Here is a 25,281-nt window from a genome sequence, read left to right on the forward strand (position 1 = left end):
GTCGCGATGCCGCCCTGCGCCAAGGATTTGTTCAGATCACTTGTTGACCAGCTTGCAGCCGCCCGCTTCGAGCGAGGCATAGGCCTCTTTGCCCGGAATGGTGCGCGCCACGTCGGCCACGTCCCACGGATCTTCGCCGCCTTCCTTGACCTTCAGCAGATACATGTCGTGCTCCAGCAGGCCGTCGGGACGGATGGTGCCGCCCTTGGCGAAGAAGTCGTCGATCTTCATCTTGCCGAGCTGCTCACGCACCTTGTCGGAATCGTCGGTGCCAGCCGCCTTGATCGCCTCGAGATAGGCCATGGTCAGCGAGTAGTCCGCAGCGTGGACGAAGGTCGGCGCTTCGCCGCCCGAGAACTTCTCGTACTCTTCCTTCCACTTGCGGCTCTCGTCGTCCATGTTCCAGTACCAACCGGTGGTGAACTGGAGGCCCTTGGCGACGTCGGTGCCGAGCGACTTCACGTCCGAGATCAGCACCAGCATACCAGCGAGCTGCTGGCCACCGGCGACGATGCCGAATTCATGCGCCTGCTTGATCGAGTTCACGGTGTCCTGACCGGCATTGGCCAGACCGATCACTTTCGCGCCCGAGCTTTGCGCCTGCAGCAGGTACGAGGAGAAGTCGGTCGATGCCAGCGGCACGTCCGAGCTGCCCACGACCGAACCGCCGAGGTTCTTCACGACTTCCGAGGTGTTGTCCTGCAGCGCATGGCCGAAGGCGTAGTCAGCGGTGATGAAGTACCAGCTGTCGCCGCCGTTCTTCACGACCGCCGTCGCGGTGCCGACCGGCAGTGCGTGGGTGTCGTAGCCGTAGTGGATGCCATATTTCGAGCAGTTCTCGCCGGTCAGCGCCGCGGTGGCAGCGCCGGTTGCGAAGGTGATGGTCTTCTTCTCGGAAGCGAGTTGCTGCACGGCAAGCGCCACGGCCGAGTTGGTCAGGTCGGCGATCATGTCGACATGCTCTTGGTCGATCCACTCGCGTGCGGTGGCCGAACCGACATCCGCCTTGTTCTGGTGGTCAGCCGAGATCACTTCGATCGGCTTGCCGAGAACTTCGCCGCCGAAGTCGCGTACGGCCATTTTCACCGCGTCGACCGCGCCCTTACCCGAGAAACCGGTCGAGTAGACGCCGGACATATCGCCGAGCACACCGATCTTCACCGAGCCGTTCGAAATCGCGTCCTGCGCCATCGCGCCGCCTGCGGCAATGCTAAGCGCCGCGGCACTTACACCTGCGTAAATAGCTGATTTCATCAACATTCCTCCCATTGGTTGATAGATTTGGCTCTCTTGCGCATCGCGCCATGAGAACACGCCGACGGGACGCTTCTCTGGTCCCTGCCGGATTACGATCCTGTTTTTCTCCTCACACGGCCGTCCCTGCTCCTCGACGCGACCGCTGGCGAATTCAGCTTGGAAACGAGGGGACATTCAAGTGCTTGCGCCACCGCAGTTCCCTTCAAGCCGATAAATTCATTGTCAGCGCTCCCATCATAGGCAGAAACCGGCCATGTGCAAAAGGCTAGGTGGGAAAATACGCGCGGCCATGCCACGTATCGCCAAACGCATGTGCAAGAATACCCATATAGCCCGTTTTTACGACACACGACTGCAAAAAGGACCGGCAATGAGCTTCGATTGGGACGATCTGCGATTCTTTCTCTCGGTGGCCCGGGCCGGGCGCCTGACCGTCGCCGCCCGCGCGATGGGCACCGATCATGCAACGGTATCACGCCGGGTCAAATCTCTGGAGACCCAGCTTGGCGCGCAATTGTTCGAACGCAGCCCGCGCGGCTATGCGCTGTCGGAACATGGCGAGCGGCTTCTGGCGAAGGCCGAGCAGATCGAGAATGTCGCGGCACGCGTGCAGGACGAATTGTCGGGCACGCTCTATGCGCTGTCCGGCACGGTGCGGATCGGCGCGCCCGATGCGTTCGGCGCGTTCTTTCTCGCGCCGCGGCTGGCGGATTTCATCAAGGCCAATCCCGAGCTGGAGGCGCAGCTGGTCGCCACGCCGCGCCTGTTCTCGCTCTCGAAGCGCGAGGCGGATATCGCGATCACCCTGTCGCGCCCCGAAAAGGGGCGGCTCGTGTCGCGCAAGCTCACCGAATACACGCTGCATTTCTACGCCTCCCCCGACTACCTCGCCCGCAATTCGGCGATCAACCGCAAGGAGGACCTGCTGAAGCACCCGCTGGTCGGCTATATCCCGGAACTGATCTACACGCCGGAGCTGGATTACCTGTCGGTCATGCTGGGCGATCACACGCCGCGCCTGTCCTCGACCAATCTCTTCGCGCACAAGCAGGTAGCCGAGGCCGGACGCGGAATCGCGGTGCTGCCCGATTTCCTCGCCCGCCACTCGACGAAGCTGGTGCCGATCCTGCCCGACGAGATCGAGATTCGCCGCACCTTCTGGCTGGTCACTCATGAAGACCTGCACGAGATCGCCCGCGTCCGCGCCGCGATGCGCTTCATCGCCGAAGAGGTTTCCAAGAGCCGCGCCGAGTTCCTGCCCCGGATCACCGCCCTGTCGGATTGAACGGGGCGACGCGGCGGGCCGATGGGGTCAGCGATGGAGCGCGAACGATTGAGCCGCGCTCATGATCTTGGCGCGGATTATTCCGATGCGCAGCGCTGGCCCAGGCCCCTGCCCGCCTGCTATCACCTGCCCCACAGTCACCGGCACGTCGCTCACCCGCGACGGAATGTCGAAAATCCACCGCGCCCGGCGTCGCTTTCGGGCAATTCTGGCCCCACGAGGAGAGAGATTCGCATGGCACAGATCACCTTGGTCTATTGGCGCGACATCCCGGCCCAGATCATCGCGGGCAAGGGACGCCGTGGCGTCAAGAAACCACTGCCCGAACGGTTCGAGCAGGCGATCGACCGCGCGGCCATGAAGATCGGCGCCCGCGATAGCGACGCCTATCTGGCCGAGTGGCGCAAGGTGCCCGAGGGCGAGGAGCCCGGCGACGATGCCGAGGCGGCCGAGGCCGTGCTGGCGCGTATCCTCTCTGACTACGACGACGCGCGGTTGCGCGCGTTGATTGCCAATGACGGCTGGAACCCCCAGCCCGACGCGTAAGGGAGAATAGGCGCATGGCTCTTGTGAATTTCCGCCGCGAGGCTGCGAAACCGGTCCGCCCGCCGGTGAACGCCAATATGGTGGCCCTGCTGGACGGCGCCTCGGTCGAGGTCATGCCGCGCACCGCCGCGAAGGTGGAAAGCTTCGCGCCTTTGTTCGCGAAGGGCTCCCGCGTCTATATCGCCCATATCGACGGCACACCCTTCGAGGAAATGCTCGCCACGGCCAAGCGGCTGCGCGAAGAGGGTTTCGAGCCGATGCCGCACTTCCCGGCGCGCATCATCCGCGACGAAGCGCAGCTCAATGACTGGGTCTCACGCTACCGTGGCGAAGCAGGTGTCGAGCAGGCGCTGCTGCTGGGCGGCGGCGTGGCCGAGCCGAAGGGCGACTTCCACTGCGCCATGCAGATGATCGAGACCGGCGCCTTCGACGGCTTCGCCCGCCTTCATGTCGCCGGCCACCCCGAGGGCAACCGCGACATCGATCCCAATGGCGGCGAGGCAGAGGTGATGGCCGCGCTGAAGCTCAAGCAGGATTTCGCGAACCGCACCGATGCGGATATGGCGATCGCCACGCAATTCGCCTTCGAGGCCGGTCCGATCCGCGACTGGGCCAAGCGTCTCGAGGCCAACGGCATCGAAATGCCGGTCCATCTGGGCATCGCGGGCCCCGCGAAACTGCAGACGCTGCTGAAGTTCGCCATCGCCTGCGGCGTCGGCCCCTCGCTGAAAGTGCTGCAAAAGCGCGCCCGCGACGTGACGAAGCTGCTGCTGCCCTTCGAGCCGACCGAATTGCTGACCGATCTGGCCGCCGATCGCCCGTCGAATATCGAAGCCGTGCATTTCTTCCCGCTGGGCGGTATCACCGCCACAGCCAATTGGATCGCCGAACAGAGAGGCCATGAATGACCCGCACCGTCCTTGAGTCCAAAACCAAAACCGTCGTGATCGGCTTTGACGAGCCCTTCTGCGTCATCGGTGAGCGGATCAACCCCACCGGCCGCAAGAAGCTGGCCGCCGAGCTGGAGCAAGGCGATTTCTCGACGGTCGAGAAAGACGCGCTCGAGCAGGTCGCCTGCGGCGCCACGGTTCTGGACATCAACTCGGGCGCGGTGTTCTCGAACAAGATGGCCGAAGACCCGCGCTATGCGGATAACAACTTCGTCGAGCCCTCGCTGATGCGCGATCTGATCAACTGCGTGCAGGGCGTGATCGACGTGCCGCTGTGCATCGACAGCTCGGTTCCCGCCGCGCTCGAGGCGGGTCTGGAAGCCGCCGAAGGCCGTCCGCTTCTGAACTCGGTGACGGGCGAGGAAGAGCGTCTGGAACTGGTTCTGCCGCTGGTGAAGAAATACAACGTGCCGGTCGTCGCGATCTCGAACGACGACACCGGGATTTCCGAAGATCCCGACGTGCGTTTCGCCGTGGCCAAGAAGATCGTCGAGCGCGCCGCCGATTTCGGCATCCCCGCGCATGACATCGTCGTCGATCCGCTGGTGATGCCGGTAGGCGCGATGGCCTCCGCGGGCCGTCAGGTCTTCACGCTTGTCAACCGCCTGCGCGACGAGCTGGGCGTGAACACCACCTGCGGCGCGTCGAACATCTCCTTTGGCCTTCCGAACCGCCACGGGATCAACGGGGCCTATCTGCCGATGGCGATCGGCGCCGGCATGACCTCGGCGATCATGAACCCGGTGCGCAATCAGGAGATGGAGGCGATCCGCGCTGCCAACCTGCTGATGAACCACGACCCGAACGGGATGGAGTGGATCCGCCTGTCGAAGACGCTCGACGCGATGAAGGAGGGCGGCATCAGCTTCGCCGAAGCCTCGGCAGCCGCGGCCACCTCCTCCGCCGGTGGGCGTCGTGGCGGGCGCCGTCGCCGCGCCTGATCCGACCCACAAAGACAGTCGAACGCCCGGGGCTCGCTCCGGGCGTTTCGCATTTTGCGCATCGCGTTTCTTCCACTCCGGATTTGAGGCCTTTCCAGCGGCTATTGTTGCGCAAACCGGCACAAATCGTCCGCAACCTCACGACAATGGCGGTTATCACGGCGCGATTCGCGGAGTCGTAATCAATCAGAGCTCCCACGCACAGAAGCCGTCTCATTCAGCATATTGCAGCCTCAGCCGCGCTGCGGACCGGCGGGATATCGCCGCTTCGCGCCCCGAGGCTCGAAAATTCCGATTGTAAGGCAAAGATTTACTGGCAGGGCTTAAACCCGTATGTGTACCTTGCGGCATCGAACTGGGAACACGCTGCCATGCGCTTAGCATTCAAACTGCTCAGCGCGGCCTCTCTGGCGCCTGCGCACCTTGAGACGGCATCGCGCACCGGCTTGTTGAAAGCCTCGTCCCCCGGACGCGCTGCGGCGCGGGCGGGTACGCTCGCTGCGCTGATCGTCGCGGGCGGTCTCGCCGCCTGCTCGACCAACAGCCCCGAGGTGACGACGACCCGCGGCACGGCCCAACTTCTCGACCTCTCCGCGCCCGATCTGGCGCCAGGGCTCGAGACCGCTCCCTCGTCTGAGCGGCTGCCCGATAACAGCCATCTGGGCGCCGACTTCATGGAGCTCAGCTTTTTCCTCGAATCCGGGCGCGCGCTGCCGCGCTTCACCCGGTTCGAAGGTCCCGTCTCGATCACGCTCGCCGGCAACGCCCCGCCCGTCGCGCAGACCGAACTGGGTCATCTGGTCCACCGGCTGCAGACCGAGGCGGGGCTGAACGTGTCGACCGAACCGGGCAATGCCAACACGATCTCTGTGCAATTCGTTCCCCAACGGCAGATGCGGCGCGAGGTTCCGAATGTCGCCTGTTTCGTGGTGCCCAATGTCGAAAGCTGGACGGATTACCGCAACTCGCATGGCGACGAGGCCAGCGATTGGGCCAAGCTGACGCAGCGCCATTCCGCCACCGTGTTCATCCCCGCCGCCTCGACCCCGCAGGAGATCCGCGATTGCCTGCATGAGGAGGTCAGCCAGGCGCTCGGGCCGGTGAACGATCTCTACCGCCTGCCCGATACGGTCTGGAACGACGACAATTTCCACACCGTGCTGACCAAGTTCGACATGACGATCCTGCGGGCCTATTACGACCCGGCGCTGCATACCGGCATGAGCCCCGACGAAGTGCGCGCGGCCCTGCCCGCGATCCTGTCGAAGATCCACCCGTCGGGCGACCAGATGCGCACCCTGCCCGCCGATCCGACACCGCGCGCCTATGTGAAGGCGATCACCACAGCGCTCGGTCAAGGCGCGAGCGACAAGCGCCGTCGTGCCGCCGCCGAACGCGCCACGAAGATCGCCACCAGCCGGGGCTGGCATGACAGCCGCGCGGCGTTTGCGTGGTTCGCGGTCGGGCGGCTGACGATGAAGACCGATCCCGAGAAAGCCGTCGCGGCCTACAAGAAGGCAGGCCGGATCTACCGCGCAACGCCGGGCGCGGAAATTCAGGCCGCCCATATCGATATGCAGCTTGCGGCCTACGCACTTGGCACGGGCCGCGCGCAGGAGGCGGTGACGCTGGTGAACCGCGCGCTGGCCTCCGATGTCTCGACCGAGAACGCCTCGCTGATGGCCACGCTCTACATGATCCGCGCCGAAGCCTATGGCCAGCTTGGTGACGCTACGCAGGAACATCAGGCTCGTCTCGACATGCAGCAATGGGCGCGCTATGGATTTGGCTCGGACGCGGCGGTTACACGCCGCGCGAAAGAGGTGGCGGCCCTCGCCAATGCGGGCGCTCGCGTGAACTGACCGCAAAAGGCGGTCCGGGCGCGCCCGGACCAAGACCGCAAGGGGGCGCAGCATGTATGTTCTGGCAGGGGTGGTGATCGGGCTGATCTGGGGCGACTGGAAGGCCCGCAAACGCGGCGGCAACAAGCTCGACCGGGCGCAATATGCCGCCGTTCACGCGATCGGGCTGGCGCTGGTGGGCCTCTTCGTCACCGTGATCATCAACCGCATCTGGGCATAATCGGAGGGCGGAGATGTTCCTGCCATTCTTCGATGCTCTGCGGCGCGGCGGTGTCCCCGTCTCTCTGCGCGAATATCTGAGCTTTCTCGAAGGGCTGGCCGCGGGGCTTTGCACCTATGACATCGACGGGTTCTACTATTTCGCCCGCGCCGCGATGGTGAAGGACGAACGCTTCCTCGACCGGTTCGACCGCGCGTTCTCCGAGGCCTTCTCGGGGCTGGAGACGATCACGCCGGACGATGTGCTCAACGCCGTCGATCTGCCCGAGGAATGGCTGCGCAAGCAGCTTGAGAAACACCTAACAGACGAAGAAAAAGCGCAGATCGAGGCGCTCGGCGGGTTCGACAACCTGATGGAAACGCTGAAAAAGCGGCTCGAGGAGCAGAAAGGCCGTCATCAGGGCGGCAGCAAATGGATCGGTACGGGGGGCACCTCGCCCTTCGGTGCTTATGGCTACAATCCGGAAGGCGTCCGCATCGGCCAGAAGGAAAGCCGTCACCAGCGCGCCGTTAAGGTCTGGGACAAGCGCGAGTTTCGCGATTTCGACGACACGGTGGAGCTGGGCACCCGCAACATCAAGGTCGCGCTCAAGCGCCTGCGCCAATGGGCGCGGCACGGCGCGAATGAGGAACTGGACCTGCCCGGCACGATCCGCGCGTCGGCCGAAGCCGGCTACATCGACGTCAAGACCCGGCCCGAGCGGCATAACGCGGTGAAGGTCGTGCTGTTTCTCGATGTGGGCGGCTCGATGGACGCCCATGTGCAGCTGGTAGAGGAACTGTTCTCCGCCGCCAAATCCGAGTTCAAGCATCTCGAGCACTGGTATTTCCACAATTGCCTCTACGAAGGCGTCTGGAAATCGAACAAGCGCCGCTGGAACGAGGCGACGCCGACCTGGGACGTGCTCCATCGCTACGGGCCCGATTACAAATGCATCTTCGTGGGCGACGCCTCGATGTCGCCCTATGAGATCACCCATCGCGGCGGCGCAAACGAACATTGGAACGACGAAGCGGGCCATGTCTGGCTGACACGCGCGCGCGAGCAATGGCCCGATCACACATGGCTCAACCCGATCCCGGAACGCGGCTGGGGTTATACACCGTCGATCGAGATCATCCGCGAGATTTTCGAGAACCGAATGCATCCGCTGACCCTCGAAGGGATCACCGCGGCGATGAAGGAACTCGGATGAACCGGCTGCGCTACCTCTGGGGGCATCACAAGATCGCCTCGCTGGGCTTTATCCTCGCGGTCGCGCTGTCGCTGTTCTTCGGCGCAAGGTTCGTCTCGCGCGCGATCTACTGGTCGGACCCCGCCCATCTGCATCAAAGCCCAGAGGCGTGGATGACCCCGGGCTATATAGCGCGAAGCTGGCATCTGAAGATCGAGGAAGTCGACGCGATCCTCGGCATCGAGGACGGCCACGCGCTGGTCGGCGACGGACGCCCGACGCTGGAACGTATCGCGAAAGCCAAGGGCGAGCCGCTGCAGGACCTGATGCGCAAACTCTCTCTCGGCCTGCCGAAGACGATCGCCGACAAAGAGGCGCGACCGCCGCAATGAATTTCTCCGACCTTTCAGACTGGCTGCTCGCGCAGGTGCCGCTCTACGGGCCTTGGCTGTTAGGTCTGACGACCTTCCTGAGCTGCCTCGCGATCCCGGTCCCCTCCTCGCTGATGATGATCGCGAGCGGAGCCTTCGTGGCCTCGGGCGATCTGGACCTCGCGACGGTCGCGGGCGCAGCCTTCACCGGCGCGATCCTCGGCGATCAGCTGGGCTTTCAGCTCGGCCGCCGGGCCGAGCGGTTCCTGCCGCAGCCCGGCACCAGACGCGGCGCGCTGGTGGACAAGGCGATGGCCGCCCTGCGCAGGCGCGGCGCGGTCACGGTGTTCTTCACCCGCTGGATGTTCTCCGCGCTCGGCCCTTGGGTGAACCTCGCAGCCGGCGCCTCGGGCTTCGCGCATCGGCGTTTCACGCTGGCCGATCTGGCGGGCGAAGCGGTCTGGGTCACCGCCTATGTGGGCCTCGGCATCACTTTCGGGGCCAATCTGGACGCGGCCGCGGAACTTGCAGGCAACGCGCTGGGGCTGTTGGGCGCGGGTGCGGCCGCCTTCGCCTTCGGCTGGTGGCTCTGGCACGCGGCCAAGCGCGCGCCCAAAGCCCCCCATCCGACGCCTGATCACGACGCTTGATCACGGGCCCGCGAGCCGCCATATCCATCCCATGTTGTTCCGCCTTCTCCCGATCCTGCTGCTGGTCCTCTACGGCTTTGCCATGTGGCATTTCTCGACCTGGCAACTCAAACGCCAGCTGAACGGGAATTCGCGCCGGTTGCGCGACAGCAAGCTGGAGCCCTATCTCGACCGGCTCGCCGCCGCGCTCGAAGTCTCGGAAATCCCCGTCCATGTCTACCAGATCGAACCGGTCAACGGGCTCGCCGCCCCCGATGGCCGTGTCTTCATCACCGAAGGCTTCATGCGCAAATATCGCAACCGCGAAGTCTCGGCGGAGGAGCTGACCTCGGTGATCGCGCATGAGTTGGGCCATGTCGCCTTGGGCCATTCGCGCCGCCGCATGATCGACTTCTCGGGTCAGAACGCCCTGCGCGCTGTGCTGATGACAGTGCTCGGTCGCTTCATCCCCTTCATCGGCCCGTGGATCGCCAATCTGATCACCGCCGCACTCGCCGCCCGCCTCAGCCAGCGCGACGAGTTCGAGGCCGATGAATTCGCCTCGGCACTGATGATCAAGGCTGGCTTCGGCACCGCGCCGCAGGTCTCGCTTTTCCGCAAGCTCGATGCGCTGACCAAGAACGCGGGCCAGACCACGCCCGCCTGGCTGCTGACCCACCCCAAGACCGAAAAGCGCATCGCCGCGATCGAGGCGAACCAGTTGCGCTGGTCACGCGCAGAGCGCTGATTTTCCTTACTTTCGCCGCGCAGGGCCGCTAATCTGCCCGCGAGGAAGGGCAGCGAATGACAAGCGGGTCTAAAGGGCGGGTGCACAGGCGCCGGGTGTTCTACATTCCGGGCTACGACCCGATTCACCCCCGCCGCTACCGCGAGCTCTACCGCAAGGAAGGCGCAGACCAGGCCCGCATCTCGGGCTATGAGATCGCGCTGGCGCCCAAGCGCGCAGGCGGCCCCTATGGCTGGCACGTCACCTCCACCCAGGACGGCGCAGAGGTCGAGGCCGATGTCGAAGTGCTCGTCTGGTCCGATATCGTGCGCTCATCGATGGGCAAATCGATCCCCGCGACCTACGCGCAACTGATCCGCACCGCATGGGCCTATATCGCCTCAGGCGCGCTGTTCCGGCTGATGAGGCTGCGCAAAGGCCCGGTGATCGCCGCGCTCTACCCGATCGTGGCACTGATCGTGCAGGCGCTGATCGGGTTCGGCCTTGGCTGGGCTACGGTAGCACTCGCATTGACGCGCCTTCCCGGCTTCCCGCTCGACTGGCTCGCAGGCCTCATTCTCGGCGCCGCGATCCTCGCTCTCACCCTGCGCTGGTTCCGAGGCAAAGACGGCAAGCTCTTCGCCTATTACCTGATGCATGACTACGCCTTCACCGCACGCTGGGGCGGCGCGAACCCGCCAGAGCTGGAAGCGCGCATGGCCGAATTCGCCGCCCGCATCGAAGACGCCATGCGAGAGGACTGGGATGAAGTCCTGATCGTCGGCCATTCCTCGGGCGCCCATCTCGCCGTCTCGATCCTCGCCGACCTGATCCGCGAGAACCGCCTCCCCAGTTCGGGCTTGTCGAAATATCCCGGGGGTCCGGGGGCAGCGCCCCCGGCGCTCGCCCTCCTGTCGCTCGGTCAGGTCATCCCGATGGTCAGCTACCTCCCCCGCGCCACCCGCCTGCGCGCAGATCTGCAGTTCCTCGCCACGCGGCCCGAGCTGTTCTGGCTCGACGTCACCGCGCCGGGCGATGGCTGCGCCTTCGCGCTCTGCGATCCGGTTGCGGTCTCGGGCGTGGCCCCGGAGGGCCAGATCCACCCGCTGGTGATCTCCGCCGCCTTCACCCAGACTCTCAGCCCTGCACGTTGGAAAGACCTCCGCTGGCGCTTCTTCCGGCTGCATTTCCAATACCTATGCGCCTTCGACCGGCCAAGGGATTACGACTATTTCCGCCTGACCGCCGGACCGCTGACCCTGGCCGAACGCTTCCACGGTCGCCCGCCATCGAAAAGCCGGATCACGACGCCCGCGAACCGGTTCACGAGCGTCACATGAGCCGGCCCTCCCGCCTACCCCCGAAACCGACCCCGCGCCCGGATCGCGTCTCGCTCTGGCGTTATTTCCGGCTGTTCAAATCCGACATCCTCTCCGCCCAGCCCGCGCGTCTCTATCGCGCGTGGATGGCGGAGTTCCGCACGCCGTTCTTCCGCTCCTACATGTGCAACGACCCCGATCTGGTCGATCTGGTGCTCAACAAACGCCCGATGGATTTCCCGAAATCCGACCGAGTGCGCGAGGGGCTGAAACCGCTTCTCCGCGAGAGCGTCTTCATCACCAATGGCGAACAATGGCAGCGCCAGCGCCGGATCATCGACCCGGCCTTCGAGGGCGGCAAACTGCGCGAGACATTCCCGGCGATGTGGGCAGCGGGCGAGGCTTGCGTCGAACGGCTGAAGATGAAGACCGACGCCGAACCGATTGATATTGAAACGGAAACCGCCCACGTCGCGGCCGATATCATCTTTCGCACCCTATTCTCGATCCCGATCGAGGATGAGACCGCCAGCGCCGTCTTCGCAGCCTTCAAGCGCCATCAGCGCGCCTCTCCGGTGGTCAATCTTGGCGCGCTGCTGCCGCTGCCGCGCTGGTTTCCGCGCTTTCATGCGCGCGAGACGAAGCGCACGGCCGCCCATATCCGCGCGCTGATCAAGCGGCTGACGACAGAGCGCGCCGCCCGGATCGCCACCGGCACCGCGCCCGACGATCTGGCGACCAAGATCATGACCACCGCCGATCCCGAAACCGGCGAGACCTTCGACACCGCCGAGATGGTCGATCAGGTCGCGATCTTCTTTCTTGCGGGCCACGAGACTTCGGCTTCGGCGCTGGCATGGGCGTTCTATCTGCTGGCGACGCATCCGGAATGGCAGGACCGAGTGGCCGAAGAGGCAACGACCGCACTGGCGGAAAGTCACAACTTTTCTGTGCTTTCCAAGCTGAAGTTGAACCGCGCCACATTCCGTGAGGCGATGCGGCTTTACCCGCCGGTGCCGATGTTCGTGCGCGAGGCGACCTGCCCGGAAACTTTCCGCAAGCGCGACGTCAAACCGGGCAGTCAGGTGGTCATCTCACCGTGGCACCTGCATCGCCACGAACGGCTATGGGACAATCCCGACGGGTTCGACCCGAGCCGCTGGGAGACCGAGAACGGCAAGTCCTGCCAGCGCCGCGCCTATATCCCGTTCTCCTCGGGCGCGCGGGTCTGCCCCGGTGCAGGCTTCGCGATGGCGGAGGGGCCGCTTCTGCTCGCGATGCTGCTGCGGGTGTTTCGGTTCGAGGCTGTCGAGGGCCGCGAACCGGTCCCTGTCGCGCATCTGACGGTGCGCGGCAAGGACGGGATTTACCTCAGAATTTCAGAGCGTTGAGGCACGAAGCTCAGTCCCGCACGACGAGATCGGCGGCGCGGCTCTCGCGCGTGATGGTGCGGCCATTGGGCAAGTCGTTTTCCTCGACGCGGCGGCGCGTCTCGGCCAGATCGCAGCCCTGATCGCGCCAGCGTTGAGTCAGCCGCTCGCGCAGCACCTGTTCAGGCAGATCGATGCGGATCGTAAGATCGAAGAGCGGATAGAGATCGCTCCAACCGGGCCGCGTCAGCAGCAGGTAATTGCCCTCGACGATCAGGTATTTCGCCGAGCCCGGCACGTTTGCACCGCCCGGAACGGTGGCGTCCAGATCACGGTCGAAGGTCGGCACCGCCTCGTCCTGACGGCTCGATTTCAGCCGTGCAAGAAGTTGCGAAAACCCCTCCGTATCAAATGTTTCCGGTGCGCCCTTCACGTTACGCAGGCCGCGTGCGTCGAGCCAGTCATTGTCGCGGTGAAACCCGTCCATCGCGACAATCGCCGATTGCTCTCCGAGCGCCTCGGCGAGTTCATGCGCGAGATGCGACTTGCCCGCACCGGGGCCGCCGACGAGCCCGATCAGCAGCCGCTCGCCCGGAAGCTGGCGGATATGAGAGGCCAGATCGGCGCGCGGCACCTGCAGCTCGCTCTCCATGAAGGCCCCGTAATCGCCCATCGGGCCGTCGCTATCGCCGAGCCAATCCGGCATCACGACATCGCCTTGATGAACCGTCCCAAAGCTGCGGCCGGGTCGTCTTCGCGCCAGACCTCGTCGCCGAAGGCGAACCAGTCGGTGACGGGGGCGAATTTCGTGACCAGCTCTTCGGTCAGCGCGCCTTCGGCCACCACCGGGACTTCGATCACTTCCGACCACCAGGCGAACAGCTCGTGCTCGGCGGGTTCGGCCGTCCCCAGATTGGTCTCGCCGATCGGGCCGAAGCAGACATAGTCGGCCCCCGCCTCGCCCGCGTTCATCCCCTCATGGCGGGAATTGCCGCAGAAACTGCCGACGATCGCGTCGTCGCCCAGCTCCTTGCGGCCATAGCGGATCTGCTTCGCGCCATCGATGAAATGCACCCCGTCGAGCCCGTGGCGTTCAACGAGGGCGACATGGGATTCGATGACCAGCGCCACGTCGCGGGCATGGGCCACTTCGCGCATCGCGTCGGCGATCCGACCGATCTCGTATTCGTCGCGGCTGGCGAGCGACAGGCGGATGCAGGCGATCTCATGCGCATCGAGCACCGAGGCCAGTTTCGGCGCGAATTCCTCGGCGTCGAAAGCGGGCGGCGTGATCAGGTAAATCTGCGGGCGGTCTTCGGCCATGGGCAGGCTCCTTTGCGGGTCTTGGGCGCCTATTAACGCAAGCGGCGCGGCCTTGCCAGTGCCAGCTTGCGCGACTAGGAGAGGCGCGAAAGGACCGCCCATGCCCCATACGCCTGAAATCCCCGATCCCGCCCAGCCCGCCTTCATCCTCGTGCGTCCGCAGATGGGCGAGAATATCGGGGCGGCGGCGCGCGCGATGCTGAACTTCTCGCTGCGCAAGATGCGGCTGGTGGAGCCGCGCGACGGCTGGCCCAACCCGAAAGCGGTGGCGATGGCCTCGGGGGCGGCCGGTCAGGTGCTCGATTTCGCGGGCGTCTATGACAGCGTGGCGGACGCGGTCGCCGATTGCGATTACGTCTTTGCCACCACCGCGCGGGGCCGTGAGTTGCCCAAACCCATCTACACGCCCGAGGCGGCGATGGAGGAGGCGCGCAAACGCATCGTCGCAGGCCAGAAGGTCGGCGTGCTTTTCGGGCCCGAACGCACGGGGCTGGAGAATGACGACATCCTGCGTGCCAATGCGATCATCACCGTGCCGGTGAACCCGGAATTCTTCTCGCTCAACCTCGCGCAGGCGGTGCTGCTGTCGGCCTATGAGTATTCGCGCCACACGCTGGAGTCCGTCCCGATCGATCCGGGGCTTGCCGGCCATGATCCTGCAAGCGCGGTGGAGGTCGAGAAGCTGGGCGATCACTTCGAGCAGCGGCTCGAGGAGGCGGGCTTCTTCCACCCGCCCGCGAAGGCCCCGATGATGAAGCGCAACCTGCGCAACATGTGGACGCGCTTCGCGATGACGCGCTCGGAGGTGCAGACACTGCACGGCGCGCTGCGACAAATCCTCCGCGGGCGCGACTGACGCTTGGTGAAAACCGTGGCATGCGCCATCTTGGCGGCATGTGGCGAGTGATCCGGGTCTCTCTATTGGCGCTTCTGGCGGGCGGGCTTCTGGGCCTGATCGCTCTCTTGTGGTTCTATCCGGTACTGGCGGCGGGGCTATGCCCGCGCTGCTTCGGGCTGGACCGGGCCGCGCCGGGCATTTTCGTCGAGCATGAGATGAGCCGCGCAGAGCGCCGCGATCTGGTCGAGACGGTCGATGCGGCGCGCGACACCGTCGCCCAATTTTATCCCACGCGCGAAGCCCATACCCGCATTCTCGCCTGCACTAGCGACGCCTGCGACCGCCGCCTTGGTGGGCGGGGTGCGGCGGCAGTGACCTATTCGCTCGGGGCCTGGGCGGTGGTGCGCGTGGCCCCGCGCGGGCTGACCGAGACGATCCTTGCGCATGAGCTGACCCATACCGAGACCCATGCCCGGCTGGGGGTGCTGGGTCAGGTACGCGGTCGCATGCCCGCGTGGTTCGACGAGGGGCTAGCGGTGCTGGTCTCGAACGATCCGCGCTATCTCGGGCCAGGCTCGGGCATCGGGCGCTGTCAGGCGCTGCCGCGCGCCGATCTGCCCAGCTCGCCCTTCGACTGGGCACCGCAGGCCGGGCGCGACAACCGACTTTATGCCGAAGCCGCCTGCGCCGTGCTGATCTGGGAGACGCATCAGGGCGGGCCGGAGGCCATCCTTGCGCGGCTGGACGACGGGCGCAGCTTTCCCTGAAACGCAGCCATGCGCGAGGCGTGCGCGGATTGCGCTTGACCTGAGGGCGTGTGCGCAGAAAAAGGGGCCATGGCACAGGCACATCTTCATATCGACCTCGACGCAGTGGTCAGCAATTGGCGCGCGCTCGACGCGCAATCGGGTGAGGCGACGCGCACGGCGGCGGTCGTGAAAGCCGACAGCTACGGCTTGGGCGCAGAGCGTATCGCCCCGGCGCTTTACCGGGCGGGTGCGCGGGACTTCTTCGTCGCGCTGGCCGAGGAAGGCGCGAAGCTGCGTCCGCATCTGGGCGAAGACGCGCGGATCTTCGTTCTTGGCGGTCATATGGCGGGCGATGCGGGTTTCCTGCGCGACGCGCGGCTGGTCCCGATGCTGAACTCCGGCGAACAGGCGCAGCGGCATCTGCAGGCGATCCCCGAAAGCCCCGTGGGCGTACAGCTCGACACCGGGATGAACCGGCTCGGGATGGAGGCTACCGACTGGCAGTCCATCGCCCCGCAGCTGATGGAGCGCGGGATCGAATTGGTGATGAGCCATCTCGCCTGTTCCGACGAGCCCGACCACGAGATGAACGCCAAGCAGCTGGCCGAGTTCAAACGCATGACCGACGGTATGGGGTTGAAACGCTCGCTTTCGGCGACGGGCGGCATCCTCTTGGGCCCGGACTATCATTTCGACGTGACACGCCCCGGCATCGGCCTTTACGGCGGGCGCCCCTTCGAAGAGGCGCGCCACGTCGTGACCCTCGCGCTGCCGGTGATCCAGACCCGGATCGTCGAGCCTGGCGAAACCGTCGGCTACGGCAACACCTGGACCGCCGAGCGCGAGACGCAGATCGCGACGCTCTCGGCGGGCTATGCCGACGGAATTCACCGCGTGCTGTCGAACATCACGAACCTTTACGCGGGCGACACGCCCTGCCCGCTTCGGGGCCGCGTCTCGATGGACCTGCTGACGGTGGATGTGACCGATCTCGATACGGTGCCCGACACGCTAGATCTGCTCGGGCCGCATCAGGGTGTCGACACGCTGGCGGATCTCGCGGGCACGATCGGCTACGAGATCCTGACCTCGCTCGGTCCACGCTATGCCCGCCGCTACGCGGAGCCCGCCGCATGACCGCAACGGCGCTCAGCCGACCGCTGGCCACGCTCGGGCGGGCCACGCTCGCGCTTCTGGCGGAGACGGGGCGGCTGTCGCGCTTCGTGGGCGAGACGCTGAGCCACCTGCTCCGCCCGCCCTTCTACCTGCGCGAATTCTGGCTCGCTTGTCTCAATATCGGCTGGCTGTCGCTGCCGGTGGTGGGGATGACCGCCCTGTTCACCGGCGCGGCGCTGGCGCTGCAGATCTACGCGGGCGGCGCGCGCTTCTCGGCAGAGCAGGTCGTGCCCTCGATCACCGCGATCGGAATGGTGCGTGAACTTGGCCCCGTCCTGGGCGGCTTGATGGTGGCGGCGCGTGTGGCCTCATCCATCGCGGCCGAAATCGGCACGATGAAAGTGACCGAGCAGATCGACGCGCTCACCACGCTCTCGACCAACCCGATGAAATATCTCACCGTGCCGCGCGTGCTGGCCGCGACGCTTTGCGTGCCGATGCTGGTCGGCGTGGGCGACGTGATCGGGATCATGGGCGGCTGGGTGGTCGGCGTGAACCGCCTCGGCTTCAACTCCGCCACCTACCTCAAGAATACGTGGGATTTCCTCGAGTTCTGGGACGTGGGATCGGGCCTCGTGAAGGGCGCGGCCTTCGGCTTCATCGTGGCGACGATGGGCTGCTATCACGGGATGAATTCGGGCCGCGGCGCGCAGGGCGTGGGCCGGGCGACGAAATCGGCGGTGGTCGCCGCCTCGGTCGCGATCCTCGCCGCGAATTACGTGCTGACGGAGGCGTTCTTCTCGGCATGATCACGCTTGAGGCCATAACCAAGAGCTTCGGATCGAACCACGTCCTGCGCGGCGTCGATCTGGTGGTGCCGACGGGGCAATCGACGGTCATCATCGGTGGCTCGGGCACCGGCAAATCGGTACTGCTGAAATGTATCCTCGGGCTGGTCAAACCCGATAGCGGGACGATCACGCTCGACGGGGTCGATGTCCGCACCGGGGAGCGCGACGCCTTCCTCGCCCGCTTCGGGATGCTGTTTCAGGGCGGCGCGCTGTTCGACAGCTTTTCCGTCTGGGAGAACGTCGCCTTCCGCCTGCTGCGCGGCGCGCTGAAGCGCCCCAAGGCGGAAGCGCGCGAGATCGCGGTGGAGAAGCTGCGCCGGGTGGGCCTGTCGCCGGATGTCGCCGACCTGTTTCCGGCGGAACTGTCGGGCGGGATGCAGAAACGCGTCGGCCTTGCCCGCGCGATCGCCGCAGAGCCCGAGGTCATCTTCTTCGACGAACCCACCACCGGGCTCGACCCGATCATGGCGGGAGTCATCAACGAGCTGATCCGCGAGATCGTCACCGAGATGGGCGCGACCGCGATGACGATCACCCATGACATGACCTCGGTCCGCGCGATTGCCGACCGCGTTGCAATGCTCCACGCGGGCAAAATTCGATGGGAAGGTCCGATCTCGGAAATGGACGCGACTTCAGACCCTTACGTCCAGCAGTTCATCCACGGACGTGCGGACGGACCGATCGAAACGCTTCGCTGACACACAGGCTGCGGAACCAAGCGAATTTCCGCGCATTCTCCCCAAGTGCTTGATCCGCCAACGAGACTCAAACTCGGACCGGTTCCGGCCAACATCTTCAACAAGGGGACCGGGGGGTTCAGATAATGCAAACCGAACACGTTGGGAGCGCCAATCTAGACCGTATCAACGCGGCGATTGGCCAAGCACTTACCGTCACCGTCGCAATCACCGCACTCGCCGCGATCGGCGCGGTCGCTGCGGCGTCGCTCGGCCTGATGCCGTGGCTCAGTCTCGAGGCGCAATTCGGCGACACTGTCCTGCCTGATTTCGGCGCCTGGCTACAGGTTGGCGCAGCGCTTCTGGCGCTGATCCTGTTGCTCTACCTGCCCTCCTGCTCGCGCGTGTCGAAGCTCGAAGGCAGTCATCGGCGGTTCCACGTCGACATGGATGACGTGACCCGCGCCTATCGCAGCGCGCATGATGCGGACCGCGCAGGCGTTTTTGCGCTGTCGGGCGAGTTCGACGCCATGCGCGAACGCATCAGCTATCTGCGCCAGCATCCCGACCTGGGAGGGCTCGAGCCGGAACTGCTGGAACTGGCCGCACAGATGAGCCTGCAATCGCGCGACCTCGCGAAGGTCTATTCCGAGGAAAAGGTCAAACGCGCCCGCGCCTTCCTCGAACAGCGCCAACAGGAGGCGGAGACGCTGAGCGATCAGATCGCGGTCGCCCGTGGAACCTGCACACAGCTGCGCGAATGGCTGACCGATGTCGAGACCGAGGAGCGCGAGGTGAACGCCGAGTTTCGTCTCCTGGAGCGCGACCTGCGTGACATCCTGCCGCTGCTGGGCTACGAAATCGAAGACGGCCCGCAGCCCAACGTGGTGCCGATCGCGAAGAAAGAATCCAAGTCGTAACGGGGCCGAAGCGTCCCTCGGGAAGAGCGCCGGTCGATGCTGAAATTCGCCAATCTGGCGCTCTTGCTGCTATTTCCCCTCGCATGGGCCGCGCCGCTTCTGCGCGCGGGGCTCTTGCCCTTCTTCGGGCTGGAGGAAATCTCGGTGCTCAGCGGGCTGCAGACGCTGTGGCGGACGGATGTGTTTCTCGCCCTGCTCGTCAGTTTTCTGGCCCTGTTTGACCCCTATCTGAAGGTGATCGGCGTCGCGCTGATCCAGTTCGATCTCGCCTCCCCGCGCCTGCTGCCGACGCTGAACGTCTTGGGCAAGCTGGCGATGGCCGACATCTTCCTGATCGCGATCTATATCGTGGTGGCGAAAGGCGTGGGCGTCGGGCGGCTCGAGACGGCCTGGGGGCTGTACCTGTTTACCGGATGCGTCGCGGCGTCCTTCGCGATCTCGCATCTGGAAATGAAAAAGGCGCCGCGAGGGTGATCCCCCGGGCGCCTTTCGCCGTCCGTTCAACCGATCAATGGACCGAGACCGGGTCCAGATCGTTCTGCCGGGCCAGCGAGAAGGCCAGCTTGCGGTCCTTCACCAGCGCGAGCCGTTCGCCATCGCTGTCATGGACGGCATAGAGGTGATCGACATCGTCCAGTTCGGCCCGGATTTCCTCGGGCAGATCGACGACCGCCACTTCGCGGACATAGACGATGGGATGTTCGGCCTTATCGCCGAAATCGTATTCCGTATTCATTGCGCTTTTCCTTTCCTGCCTGATTATTTCCGCTCGATCGGGATGGTCTGCACGATCGTTTCGGGCGGCGCCCTGTTCAGATCGACATGCAGTAGACCGTTCTCGATCGTGGCGGCTGCGACCTCGACCCCTTCGGCGAGCACGAAGCTGCGCTGAAAGGCCCGTGCGGCGATCCCGCGATGAAGGAACAGGCGGTCGCCCTCCTCCTCGCTTTGACGGCCGCGGATCACCAAAGCCCGGTCTTCGAGCGTGATCGCGAGGTCTTCCTCTCGGAAGCCTGCCACTGCGAGCGTGATGCGGAACGCATCCTCGCCGCGTTGTTCTATGTTATACGGCGGATAGGCATCCGATCCCTTGGCGGTGCGTTCCACCAGCCGTTCCAGCTGGTCGAAGCCCAGCAGGTAGGGATGTGCGCCAAAACTCAGTTTCGTCATTCGGCAAGCCCTTGATCAAGCGACGTTGCAAGTTCGGGCCCCGATCTTCGGCAGCCCACTAGTCAAATATGGGCGGCGTGGAAGCCCCCTGCAAGACCCCGCCGTCCATTTACGCTAAGGGCAAATTTTCTCCTAAGTCGTTCGAAACCTGTTATATTGACCCTCCCCCCTGACGGGCCCAGCCGAGTCGGGCGGAGGGTAAATCGCGCAACCAGAACCGGATGATACGGATATGAACGCCCATCTCGAGATGGATCATGAAGAAGTGCTGCGGGTGAAGCTGGAAGTGCTGCGGCGTGAACACCGCGATCTGGACGAGGCGATCTCTGCCCTCACGCAGGCGGTGCATTCCGATCAGCTGCGCCTCGTGCGACTGAAAAAGCAAAAGCTGGCCCTGAAAGACGAGATCGCGCGGATCGAAGACCAGCTCACGCCCGACATCATCGCCTGATCCCCGAATTGATCCCGATCCGATCGGCGCTGCAGCCCTGCCGGGGCTTGCCGCGACGGCACAGATTCCTATAGTGCGCGCTCCATCTGAAAAGGGGGCGTCATGAGCGTGAAAGTGGGAATCATCATGGGCAGTCAGTCCGACTGGACCACGATGAAAGAGGCGGCGGAAATCCTCGACGAACTCGGTGTGGAATACGAGGCGAAGATCGTCTCGGCCCACCGCACCCCCGACAGGCTCTGGTCCTACGGCAAGACCGCCGTGGAGCGTGGTCTGCACGTCATCATCGCAGGCGCGGGCGGTGCCGCGCACCTGCCCGGCATGATGGCCTCGAAAACCCGCGTGCCGGTGATCGGCGTGCCGGTGCAGACCCGGGCGCTCTCGGGCGTCGACAGCCTCTATTCCATCGTGCAGATGCCCAAGGGCTTCCCCGTCGCGACGATGGCGATCGGCGCGGCGGGTGCCGCCAATGCGGGCCTGATGGCCGCTGCCATCCTTGCGGTGTCGGACGAGGATCTGGCGAAGCGGCTCGATGACTGGCGCGAGAAGCTCTCGGCCTCGATCAAGGAGGAGCCGGAAGATGAGTGAGCCCCTGCCCTATGGGTCGGTGATCGGCATCCTGGGCGGCGGTCAGCTGGGACGGATGCTCTCGGTCGCGGCGTCGCGTCTGGGCTACAAGACCCACATCTTCGAGCCGGGCGCGAACCCGCCCGCAGGCGACGTGGCCCATGCGGTGACGACTGCGCCCTATGAGGACGAGGCCGCGCTGCGCGCTTTCGCCGAAGCCGTGGACGTCATCACCTACGAGTTCGAGAATGTCCCGACTTCGGCGCTCGATCTGCTGGAAAGCCTCAAACCGATCCGCCCCAACCGCAAGGCGCTCGCCGTCAGCCAGGACCGTCTGGTGGAGAAAGCCTTCCTCAACGACCTGGGCCTCGCCACAGCACCTTTCGCCGCCGTGGACGATATCGAGGACCTCAAGGAAGCGATCGCCGAGATCGGCTGCCCCGCGATCCTGAAGACACGCCGCTTCGGCTATGACGGCAAGGGACAGGTGGTGATCAACGCGCCCGAAGAGGCTGCCGCCGCGCTGGAGGACATGAAGGGCGCGCCTGCGATCCTCGAAGGCTTCGTGGAGTTCTTCAAGGAAATCTCCGTGATCGGCGCGCGCGCCGAGGATGGCGCGATCTCCTGCTACGATCCGGGCCAGAACAAGCATGAGGGCGGCATCCTGCGCACCACGCTGGTGCCCGCCGCGATCACTGACAGCCAGCGCACCGATGCGGTACTGCTGGCGGCGAAGATCCTCAACAAGCTCGATTATGTCGGCGTGATGGGGGTCGAGCTGTTCGTCACCCGCGACGCGCTGATCGTGAACGAGATCGCCCCGCGCGTGCATAATTCCGGCCACTGGACGCAGGCGGGCTGCGCGGTCGACCAGTTCGAGCAACATATCCGGGCCGTGACCGGCTGGCCGCTCGGCGATGGCGGGCGCCATTGCGACGTCGAGATGGAGAACCTGATCGGCGACGACATGGACCGCGTGCCGCGGCTGGCGAAGCTCGCGCGGTATCAGATCCATCTCTATGGCAAGGCCGAGGTGAAGCCGGGCCGCAAGATGGGCCATGTGAACCACATCCTGTAAGTGAAAAAGGCGCCCATCGCGGGCGCCTTTCTCTTATATCGCACGATCACTTATGTCGCACGATCACTTCGCAGACCATGTGAAGCGCGTGCCCCACGGGTCTGCCACGCTGTCGCCATAGGCCTCGCGGAAGGCGGCGAGCGGCTCGGCATCGGCCTTCAGCCCCACCTCGGCCAGACCGGTCACGGGCTGGTGACGTTCCTTGGCGCCGCGGCTGTTCCAGATATTGGTCGCGAGGTGGTGATGATAGCCGCCCCAGCCGTGGAAATTCGCTCCCGGATAGCGGGCCATCACATCCGCACCGAGCGTCTCGGCATAGAACGGCTCCGCCGGATCGAGCGCACCGACCTGCAGGTGAACGTGCCCGATCACCGAACCCTTCGGCGCGCCGCGCCACGGGCCGCGGGCCTGCGCCATCACGTCAGCCAGATCGAGCGGGTCGGTCACCATCGCGATCATCCCGTCCTTGCGCGGCCAGTCTTCGCGGGCACGGTCACGGTAGATCTCGATCCCGTTGCCTTCGGGGTCGTGCAGGTAGACCGCCTCGCTCACGAGGTGATCGGACGCCCCGTCGAGCCGGATGCCTTTCTCGGCGGCGTGGTTCAGCCACGCGCCCAGATCGGCGCGGTCGGGCAGCAGAAAGGCGGTGTGAAACAGTCCCGCCTCTGCCCGGCTCGATTTGCGCGCCTCCGGGTCGGCTTTCAGGATCACGAGCACCTTGCCATCGACGCCATAACGCGCCTCGGCAGTGTCGCCCCCGATCCGCTCCAGCCCGAGCACGCTCTCGTAGAACGCGCCCACCGCCGGGAGGTCACGGACCACGAGGGTCACATGGCCGATTTCGACATTTGCATCACTGGTCGCCATCGTCTCCTCCTGTCATTTCCGGCTCAAAGGGCGCAGCGCATAGGCGCCGTCACCCAGAGCAGCGAGCGTGAATTGCACGATGGCCCACATCACCGGATATTCCCAGCCGCCGCCTTGGTTCGAGAATCCGAAGCCGTTGCCCCAGTGCGCCGTGAAGGCCGCGCCGAGCAGGATGAACCCGAGCCCGAAAGAGACGATCCGAGCATAGATGCCGGTGAGCAAGGCGATACCGCCGAGGATTTCCGCCGCCATCGTCACGATGCCGAGCCAGCCGGGCAAACCCAGCGATTCAAAGAAACCCATCGTGCCGGCCGGAGTGAAAACGAAAAGCTTCGTCAGGCCGTGGGTGAGAAACAGCGCCCCGGTCAGAAGGCGCAAAACGAGGATGCCGTAGGGGGCGAGTTTGGTGTCGATCATGGTCTATCTCCTGCAACCGCACTCTGTGTGCGGTGTGTTCGCGTTACAGCGAGGAAATTAGCCGTTCCGTTAGTGAATAAAATGGATATTATCTGGAATGACTTTTACCATTTTGTTCTGAATAGCGATGGATATCACCGAACAGCTCCGCGCCTTCGTCGCGACCGCCCGCGCCGGCTCTTTCACCGCGGGGGCGGAGCAATTGGGCATCTCCAATCGGCTCGCCTCGAAATACGTGGCCGAGCTGGAGGAACGCCTTGGCACGCGCCTTCTGCAGCGCACGACGCGGCGGATCGGGCTGACCCCTGCGGGCGAACGGCTGCTGGCCGATGCGCCGGGCGTGCTCGACGGGCTCGACGATCTCTTGGGCGCGGTGTCCGAACAGTCGCGGGGCTTTTCCGGCGTGCTGCGGATCTCCGCGCCAGTCACTTTCGGCGAGGTCTATCTGGCCGAGATGCTCGCGCGCTTCGCCGCACCGCACCCCGATCTGGTGATCGATCTGACGCTCTCGGATGCACCGACAGATCTGGCCGCCGAGGGGATCGACCTCGCTTTCCGGATCGGGCAGCTGCGCGATCAGGCTCTGCGGGCGCGCAAGCTGGGCGAGATCGGGATGCGCGTCGTGGCCTCTCCGGCCTATCTCGAACGGGTGGGCCGTCCTGCGAAGATCGCCGATCTGACCGATTACCGCTGCATCCATGACAGCAATCACAGCGCGATCCCGCATTGGCGTCATCGTGAGAGCGGCGAGATCACCACCCTGCCCGTTCCCGCGCAAATCCGCGTCAACAGCGCCCGCGCGGCCTGCGAGCTGGCGCTGGCGGGCCACGGCATCGCCTATGGGCCGGACTTCGTGCTGGGCCCTGAAATCGCAGCGGGGCGGCTGGTCTCGCTCTTTCCGGAGGAGATGCTGCTGCGCATCCCGATTCACGCGGTCTATCTCGACGGGCCGCGGCTGCCGCGCAAGCTGCGCGCGTTGATCGAGTTCGCCTACGAGGATACGCGCCCCTTCCGGACCTGAGCGCTCAGCCCTTGACCGTCGCCGTCACGCCGCGCGTGGCCGCCGTCTCGGACCGCTGTGCGCTTTGGGCGCGCTGGTCCATCATGTCCTCGACGAAGAGGCTCAGAAGCGCGCCGCGCCCATTCACCCCGGCTTTGCGGTAGATCGCCGCGCTCTGCGCCTTGGCGGTGCCCTCGGAGGTCCCGCGAAGGGCCGCGATTTCCGCCGTACTGAGCCCCTTTATCGCGAAAAGCGCGACGTCGCGCTCTGCCGCCGTGAGGCCCCAGTCCGAGAAGCGTTCTTCCAGAAGGTCTTCGAAGGCCGAGGTCGCCCGGTCCAGGCGCGCCTGCGCCCGCGCCCCCTCACGTAGTGCCCCCGCCAGAGCGAACGCCCCGAGCGCGAGGCCCAGAACGAGGCCGAGCGCGGCGCCGATTTCGAGGAATTCGCGGTTCTGCCAACTGATCGGCGCCGGGTAGAGACCGAAGATCGACAGCAGGATGTCGGAGATGAAGAACAGCGCGCAGACAGCCTGAAAGAGCAGGATCGCCCCCACAAGCACCGCCCGGCGCAGCCGCGACGTCATAGCGCCGCTCCCGTCGACCT

31 protein-coding genes are annotated in these 25,281 nt (G+C 65.1%); 23 read left to right on the forward strand and 8 right to left on the reverse strand.

Going from position 1 to position 25,281, the window contains the following annotated elements:
* Positions 1–36: 36 nt before the first annotated feature.
* A complete protein-coding gene (locus DEM26_RS06600; protein ID WP_075774922.1) occupies positions 37–1,254 on the reverse strand; it encodes an ABC transporter substrate-binding protein in 1,218 nt (405 codons plus the stop codon).
* Between the two features lie 373 nt (positions 1,255–1,627).
* Here DEM26_RS06600 and DEM26_RS06605 point away from each other — a divergent pair, with 373 nt between their 5' ends.
* The 12 genes from DEM26_RS06605 to DEM26_RS06655 all read left to right on the forward strand — a co-directional run bounded on the left by DEM26_RS06605 (position 1,628) and on the right by DEM26_RS06655 (position 12,672).
* A complete protein-coding gene (locus tag DEM26_RS06605; RefSeq protein WP_075774923.1) occupies positions 1,628–2,542 on the forward strand; it encodes a LysR family transcriptional regulator in 915 nt (304 codons plus the stop codon).
* Positions 2,543–2,776: 234 nt separating this feature from the next.
* Positions 2,777–3,088, forward strand: a complete 312-nt coding sequence (locus DEM26_RS06610; protein WP_075774924.1) for a virulence factor — start codon at positions 2,777–2,779, stop codon at positions 3,086–3,088.
* Positions 3,089–3,102: 14 nt separating this feature from the next.
* On the forward strand, positions 3,103–3,996 hold the full coding sequence (locus DEM26_RS06615) for a 5,10-methylenetetrahydrofolate reductase (protein ID WP_075774925.1): 894 nt from the start codon (positions 3,103–3,105) through the stop codon (positions 3,994–3,996).
* Positions 3,993–4,979, forward strand: a complete 987-nt coding sequence (locus DEM26_RS06620; RefSeq protein ID WP_075774926.1) for a methyltetrahydrofolate cobalamin methyltransferase — start codon at positions 3,993–3,995, stop codon at positions 4,977–4,979. The genes DEM26_RS06615 and DEM26_RS06620 overlap by 4 nt, the downstream gene beginning before the upstream one ends.
* 371 nt (positions 4,980–5,350) lie before the next feature.
* Complete coding sequence (locus DEM26_RS06625; protein ID WP_109171985.1) at positions 5,351–6,841, forward strand: DUF2927 domain-containing protein; 1,491 nt, start codon at positions 5,351–5,353, stop codon at positions 6,839–6,841.
* Between the two features lie 52 nt (positions 6,842–6,893).
* A complete protein-coding gene (locus DEM26_RS20560) occupies positions 6,894–7,061 on the forward strand; it encodes a hypothetical protein (RefSeq protein WP_165756950.1) in 168 nt (55 codons plus the stop codon).
* Between the two features lie 13 nt (positions 7,062–7,074).
* On the forward strand, positions 7,075–8,256 hold the full coding sequence (locus DEM26_RS06630; protein ID WP_075774927.1) for a vWA domain-containing protein: 1,182 nt from the start codon (positions 7,075–7,077) through the stop codon (positions 8,254–8,256).
* Positions 8,253–8,627, forward strand: coding sequence for a hypothetical protein (locus tag DEM26_RS06635; protein ID WP_088734300.1), 375 nt, complete (start codon positions 8,253–8,255; stop codon positions 8,625–8,627). The genes DEM26_RS06630 and DEM26_RS06635 overlap by 4 nt, the downstream gene beginning before the upstream one ends.
* Positions 8,624–9,256, forward strand: coding sequence for a DedA family protein (locus DEM26_RS06640; protein WP_109171986.1), 633 nt, complete (start codon positions 8,624–8,626; stop codon positions 9,254–9,256). The genes DEM26_RS06635 and DEM26_RS06640 overlap by 4 nt, the downstream gene beginning before the upstream one ends.
* Positions 9,257–9,290: 34 nt before the next feature.
* The gene (locus tag DEM26_RS06645; RefSeq protein WP_075775126.1) at positions 9,291–9,983 is read left to right on the forward strand and encodes a M48 family metallopeptidase; all 693 of its coding nucleotides are present in this window, start codon (positions 9,291–9,293) and stop codon (positions 9,981–9,983) included.
* Between the two features lie 56 nt (positions 9,984–10,039).
* Positions 10,040–11,302, forward strand: coding sequence for a hypothetical protein (locus tag DEM26_RS06650; protein ID WP_109171987.1), 1,263 nt, complete (start codon positions 10,040–10,042; stop codon positions 11,300–11,302).
* Positions 11,299–12,672, forward strand: coding sequence for a cytochrome P450 (locus tag DEM26_RS06655; protein WP_109171988.1), 1,374 nt, complete (start codon positions 11,299–11,301; stop codon positions 12,670–12,672). Before DEM26_RS06650 ends, DEM26_RS06655 begins: the two co-directional genes overlap by 4 nt.
* A gap of 10 nt (positions 12,673–12,682) precedes the next feature.
* Here the strand turns inward: DEM26_RS06655 and DEM26_RS06660 are convergent, their stop codons facing one another.
* Positions 12,683–13,357 (reverse strand): AAA family ATPase, encoded by a 675-nt coding sequence (locus tag DEM26_RS06660; protein ID WP_233243039.1) that lies wholly within the window; start codon positions 13,355–13,357, stop codon positions 12,683–12,685.
* Positions 13,357–13,974, reverse strand: a complete 618-nt coding sequence (locus tag DEM26_RS06665; protein WP_088734293.1) for a thiamine phosphate synthase — start codon at positions 13,972–13,974, stop codon at positions 13,357–13,359. The genes DEM26_RS06660 and DEM26_RS06665 overlap by 1 nt, the downstream gene beginning before the upstream one ends.
* 100 nt (positions 13,975–14,074) lie before the next feature.
* On the opposite strand from DEM26_RS06665, the gene DEM26_RS06670 reads away from it, so the two are divergent.
* The 7 genes from DEM26_RS06670 (at position 14,075) to DEM26_RS06700 (ending at position 19,602) form a co-directional block, all read left to right on the forward strand.
* Complete coding sequence (locus DEM26_RS06670; protein WP_109171989.1) at positions 14,075–14,830, forward strand: RNA methyltransferase; 756 nt, start codon at positions 14,075–14,077, stop codon at positions 14,828–14,830.
* A gap of 20 nt (positions 14,831–14,850) precedes the next feature.
* Complete coding sequence (locus DEM26_RS06675) at positions 14,851–15,579, forward strand: hypothetical protein (protein WP_109171990.1); 729 nt, start codon at positions 14,851–14,853, stop codon at positions 15,577–15,579.
* Positions 15,580–15,648: 69 nt separating this feature from the next.
* Complete coding sequence (alr, locus tag DEM26_RS06680; RefSeq protein ID WP_109171991.1) at positions 15,649–16,698, forward strand: alanine racemase; 1,050 nt, start codon at positions 15,649–15,651, stop codon at positions 16,696–16,698.
* The gene (locus tag DEM26_RS06685; protein ID WP_075774936.1) at positions 16,695–17,486 is read left to right on the forward strand and encodes an MlaE family ABC transporter permease; all 792 of its coding nucleotides are present in this window, start codon (positions 16,695–16,697) and stop codon (positions 17,484–17,486) included. Before alr ends, DEM26_RS06685 begins: the two co-directional genes overlap by 4 nt.
* Entirely contained in the window at positions 17,483–18,229 is a 747-nt protein-coding gene (locus DEM26_RS06690; protein WP_109171992.1) for an ABC transporter ATP-binding protein, read from the forward strand. Before DEM26_RS06685 ends, DEM26_RS06690 begins: the two co-directional genes overlap by 4 nt.
* Before the next feature lie 125 nt (positions 18,230–18,354).
* Positions 18,355–19,128 carry a DNA repair protein gene (locus DEM26_RS06695; protein WP_233243040.1) on the forward strand — a complete coding sequence of 258 codons (774 nt, stop codon included), beginning with the start codon at positions 18,355–18,357 and terminating at the stop codon, positions 19,126–19,128.
* A gap of 36 nt (positions 19,129–19,164) precedes the next feature.
* The gene (locus tag DEM26_RS06700; protein ID WP_109171993.1) at positions 19,165–19,602 is read left to right on the forward strand and encodes a paraquat-inducible protein A; all 438 of its coding nucleotides are present in this window, start codon (positions 19,165–19,167) and stop codon (positions 19,600–19,602) included.
* Between the two features lie 34 nt (positions 19,603–19,636).
* On the opposite strand, the gene DEM26_RS06705 is transcribed toward DEM26_RS06700, so the two are convergent.
* Together DEM26_RS06705 and DEM26_RS06710 are read right to left on the reverse strand one after the other, a co-directional pair.
* Positions 19,637–19,864 (reverse strand): DUF1150 family protein, encoded by a 228-nt coding sequence (locus DEM26_RS06705; protein ID WP_075774940.1) that lies wholly within the window; start codon positions 19,862–19,864, stop codon positions 19,637–19,639.
* A gap of 23 nt (positions 19,865–19,887) precedes the next feature.
* Entirely contained in the window at positions 19,888–20,298 is a 411-nt protein-coding gene (locus DEM26_RS06710) for an Hsp20 family protein (RefSeq protein ID WP_088724368.1), read from the reverse strand.
* 232 nt (positions 20,299–20,530) lie between these two features.
* Between DEM26_RS06710 and DEM26_RS06715 the strand changes: the two genes are divergently transcribed.
* The 3 genes from DEM26_RS06715 (at position 20,531) to DEM26_RS06725 (ending at position 22,394) form a co-directional block, all read left to right on the forward strand.
* Positions 20,531–20,749, forward strand: a complete 219-nt coding sequence (locus DEM26_RS06715; protein ID WP_075774942.1) for a YdcH family protein — start codon at positions 20,531–20,533, stop codon at positions 20,747–20,749.
* Between the two features lie 102 nt (positions 20,750–20,851).
* Complete coding sequence (gene purE / locus DEM26_RS06720) at positions 20,852–21,337, forward strand: 5-(carboxyamino)imidazole ribonucleotide mutase (protein WP_088724369.1); 486 nt, start codon at positions 20,852–20,854, stop codon at positions 21,335–21,337.
* A complete protein-coding gene (locus tag DEM26_RS06725; RefSeq protein ID WP_109171994.1) occupies positions 21,330–22,394 on the forward strand; it encodes a 5-(carboxyamino)imidazole ribonucleotide synthase in 1,065 nt (354 codons plus the stop codon). The genes purE and DEM26_RS06725 overlap by 8 nt, the downstream gene beginning before the upstream one ends.
* Positions 22,395–22,457: 63 nt before the next feature.
* Here the strand turns inward: DEM26_RS06725 and DEM26_RS06730 are convergent, their stop codons facing one another.
* Together DEM26_RS06730 and DEM26_RS06735 are read right to left on the reverse strand one after the other, a co-directional pair.
* Positions 22,458–23,261: a VOC family protein gene (locus DEM26_RS06730; protein ID WP_088726481.1), complete on the reverse strand. Its 804-nt coding sequence runs from the start codon at positions 23,259–23,261 to the stop codon at positions 22,458–22,460.
* Positions 23,262–23,273: 12 nt separating this feature from the next.
* Positions 23,274–23,678, reverse strand: coding sequence for a DoxX family protein (locus tag DEM26_RS06735; RefSeq protein WP_088724372.1), 405 nt, complete (start codon positions 23,676–23,678; stop codon positions 23,274–23,276).
* Positions 23,679–23,805: 127 nt separating this feature from the next.
* Between DEM26_RS06735 and DEM26_RS06740 the strand changes: the two genes are divergently transcribed.
* Positions 23,806–24,699 (forward strand): LysR family transcriptional regulator, encoded by an 894-nt coding sequence (locus DEM26_RS06740; protein ID WP_109171995.1) that lies wholly within the window; start codon positions 23,806–23,808, stop codon positions 24,697–24,699.
* Between the two features lie 4 nt (positions 24,700–24,703).
* Here DEM26_RS06740 and DEM26_RS06745 read toward each other — a convergent pair whose 3' ends face one another.
* Complete coding sequence (locus DEM26_RS06745) at positions 24,704–25,261, reverse strand: helix-turn-helix transcriptional regulator (protein WP_088722845.1); 558 nt, start codon at positions 25,259–25,261, stop codon at positions 24,704–24,706.
* Positions 25,262–25,281: the final 20 nt, after the last annotated feature.

Source organism: Thioclava sp. NG1, assembly GCF_003122275.1.
Taxonomy (GTDB): Bacteria; Pseudomonadota; Alphaproteobacteria; order Rhodobacterales; family Rhodobacteraceae; genus Thioclava; species Thioclava nitratireducens.